The sequence below is a fragment of the Frankia sp. AiPs1 genome, from assembly GCF_023716945.1.
Taxonomy (GTDB): Bacteria; Actinomycetota; Actinomycetes; order Frankiales; family Frankiaceae; genus Frankia.
Genome location: NZ_JAMQQF010000651.1, coordinates 1 through 3,163 on the forward strand (window position 1 = coordinate 1; position 3,163 = coordinate 3,163).

The 3,163-nt window shown below is 76.7% G+C and carries 3 protein-coding genes; all 3 read left to right on the plus strand.

Going from position 1 to position 3,163, the window contains the following annotated elements:
- Positions 1–2,151: 4-alpha-glucanotransferase (malQ, locus tag ND748_RS28890; RefSeq protein WP_251749348.1), on the plus strand; the 2,151-nt coding region annotated here is incomplete at its 5' end.
- Positions 2,152–2,161: 10 nt separating this feature from the next.
- Positions 2,162–2,602, plus strand: a complete 441-nt coding sequence (locus tag ND748_RS28895; RefSeq protein WP_308205761.1) for a hypothetical protein — start codon at positions 2,162–2,164, stop codon at positions 2,600–2,602.
- The gene (locus ND748_RS28900; RefSeq protein ID WP_251749349.1) at positions 2,589–3,020 is read left to right on the plus strand and encodes a DUF5130 family protein; all 432 of its coding nucleotides are present in this window, start codon (positions 2,589–2,591) and stop codon (positions 3,018–3,020) included. Before ND748_RS28895 ends, ND748_RS28900 begins: the two co-directional genes overlap by 14 nt.
- Positions 3,021–3,163 lie beyond the last annotated feature (143 nt).

The following is a 3,163-nucleotide window of genomic DNA, read 5'->3' on the forward strand; positions in this document are numbered from 1 at the left end:
CCCTGGCGGCGCCGGCTGCCAGCCTGCGCCGTGGTGTCGGCCGCCGCACCGCGTCCCATCGTCGTGCACCTGCCGGCGGCCGCTGTGGCGCAGGCCGAACTCGAACTCGACACCGGCCGGCGGATCCCCCTCGACCCGCCGGGCGAGCCCGCAGAACGCCGGACCCTTGACGGCGAGCCGTGGGAGGCGCGGCCGCTCGCGCTGCCCGCCGGACTGCCGCTGGGCGACCATGTGCTGCACGTCGCGGTGGGGGCGCGGCGCTTCAGGTGTGCGCTCGTCGCCGTGCCGGACGCGGTGCCCGGGCCTCCGGCGCTTGCCGCACCGGCGCGGGCCTGGGGCTGGATGATCCAGCTTTATGCGCTGCGGTCGGCGTCCAGCTGGGGCATGGGCGACTACGCCGACCTCGCCGATCTCGTGGACTGGTCCGGCCGGGCGGGTGCGGACGTGTTGCTCGTCAATCCCCTCCATGCCGCCGCTCCGACGCTGCCGGTTGCGGCGTCGCCCTACTCGCCGGTCAGCCGCCGCTTCGCCGCGCCGCTCTACCTGCGGCCCGAGGCGACGCCCGAGTACGCGAGGGCCGACGAGCAGACCCGGGCCGCCGTCGACGAGCTCGCCCGCGAGGCCCGCCGGGACGGCCGGCCGGCCGGCCTGCTCGACCGCGACGCCGTGTGGCGGGCCAAGTCCGCCGCCCTGGAGCTGCTGTATCGGACCGCGCGCGGCGGCGGACCTGACGGCGACGCAGCGGAAGCCGTCGCGGGGCTGACCGACTTCGCGACCTGGTGCGCGCTGGCCGAGCGGCACGGGCCGGACTGGCGGACGTGGCCCGCGCAGCTCGCGCATCCCGGCACCCCCGCCGTCGCGGCCGCCCGTGTCGAGCTGGCCGACCGGATCGCCTTCCACGCCTGGCTGCAGCGGCGCTGCGACGAGCAGCTCGCCGAGGCGCAGGGCGCCGCCCGAGGCGCCGGGATGGCCGCGGGGATCGTGCACGATCTCGCGGTCGGGGTCGATCCGGGCGGGGCGGACGCGTGGGCCCTGCAGGACGTCCTTGCCGTCGACGCCACGGTGGGGGCCCCACCCGACACGTTCAACCAGCAGGGCCAGGACTGGGGACTGCCGCCGTGGCGACCGCAGGCGCTGGCCGACGCCGGCTACGCCCCGTTCCGGCAGATGGTGGCCGCGGTGCTGCGCCGCGGCGGGGGGCTGCGGATCGACCACATCCTCGGCCTGTTCCGGCTGTGGTGGATCCCACCGGGTGCCGGGGCGGCGAACGGGACCTACGTCCGCTACGACGCCGAGGCGATGCTCGGGCTGGTCGCCCTGGAGGCCGCGCGGACCGGGGCCGTCGTCGTGGGCGAGGACCTGGGCACCGTCGAGCCGTCGGTGGCGACGACGCTGGCGCGTACGGGGGTGCTCGGGTCCACGGTGCTGTGGTTCGAGCAGGACGACGCCGGCCGCCCGCTGCCGCCGGCGCGGTACCGGGCGGCGTCGATGGCCAGCGTCACCACGCACGACCTGCCCACCGCGGCCGGTTACCTCGACGGTGAGCACGTGCGGCTGCGGGCCGGGCTGGGCCTGCTCGGGCGGTCCGAGCAGGCGGAGACCGCCGGCTGGCGCGCCGAGCGGGACGCGCTGCTCGAGCTGCTGCGAGCCGAGGGCCTGCTGACCGGGCCGGCCGAGGTGACCGGAGTGGTCGAGGTGGCCGGGCCGGTCGAGGTGACCGGGCCGGTCGAGGTGGCCGGGCCGGTCGAGGTGGCCGGGCCGGTCGAGGTGACCGGGCCGGCGGAGGTGACCGGGGGCGCGGCGCGGTTCACGCCGGCGGCCCGCACCGAGCTCGCCTTCGCCCTGCACCGGCTGCTGGTGCGCTCACCGTGCCGCATCGTGCTGGCCGCCCCCGGCGACGCCCTCGGCGACCTGCACCAGCCCAACCTGCCCGGGACGGTCGACGCCTATCCCAACTGGCGGCTGCCCGTGCGCGACGCCGACGGCGAGGAGGTCACGGTGGAGCGCCTGCGCACCGACCCCGCGGTGGCGCGCCTCGGCGCGCTGCTCGCCGAGGTGCGGGGCGCATCCGCTACGGGTGGGGTCTTTCTCACCCCCGAGCAGGGACCGTCGGCACCCCTGAAAGAGGACCCTCGACCCACTTCCCGGTAACCTTCGCTGCGTGACTCCACGCCAACCGCGCTGGTCCCGCTGGCTGCCCCTCGCCGGTATGATCCATTCGTCACGAGGGTCGGGCGCCCGCCCGGCGTCGCGGCGCGCCACCGCTCTGCGCCGGGTGTTGACCGTCGGCGGCCTGTCGCTGTTCGCGCTGCCGGTCTTCGCGGCAACCGCCTCCGCCGGGGAGATCGGGACCAAGTACAACCCTGATCCGCTCACCGCCCTGCAGACCTGGGGGATCTACGGTGGCACGATCGCCGGCGGGTTCGTGATCGCGATCCTGCTCGCCGCCTGGTCCAGCCGCAAGAGCGGGCCGACGCGCTACCGGCCCGGCCAGCCCTGGGAGCACGACGAGGTCTGGGTCGGCACCAAGCCGGAGGAGATCGAGGGCGAGCGGGCCGAGAAGGCCGTCCCCGGCGCGGGTGGTGCCAGTGGCAACTGGTGAAGCCTTCACCTCGGAGCAGCTTGAGCGGCTGAATCGGGCGTTGGAACTCGCCCAGCGGCACAGCGGCGTCCGCTTCGGCGTCCGGCTCGGGTCGGTGCGCGGCGACGTGCGGCTCGCCGCGGAGCGGATCCTGTCGACCCTCGTCGAGGATCCGACCCGCGATCCCGCCGTGCTCATTGTCGTCTCACCCGAGCAGTGCTTCGTGCGGGTCGCCACCACTCCGGCCGCCCGCAAACGGATCAGTGACTCCGCGTCCGGGCTCGCCGCGCTCACGATGTCGTCCAGCTTCTCCCTGGGCGACCTGGTCGGCGGCCTCACGACCGGCATTCGCCAGCTCGGCGAGGCGGCCGGCCCGGCCGCCCCCGGCGCCGCCGCTCCGGCCCTCCCCACCTCGGCAGGCAGCCCCGCGGTCCACTGACCCGGCCGGGCCGCCAGCAACCTCCTGCGTGTCTGACCCGGGCCGGGGGCGCCGGCCGGCCCCGCACCCGAGGGGGCCCCGCGCGCCCCGGGCCCCCACCCCGCCGGTGGGGCGGCCCTGGGGCGGGCCCCCACCGCCCCCAC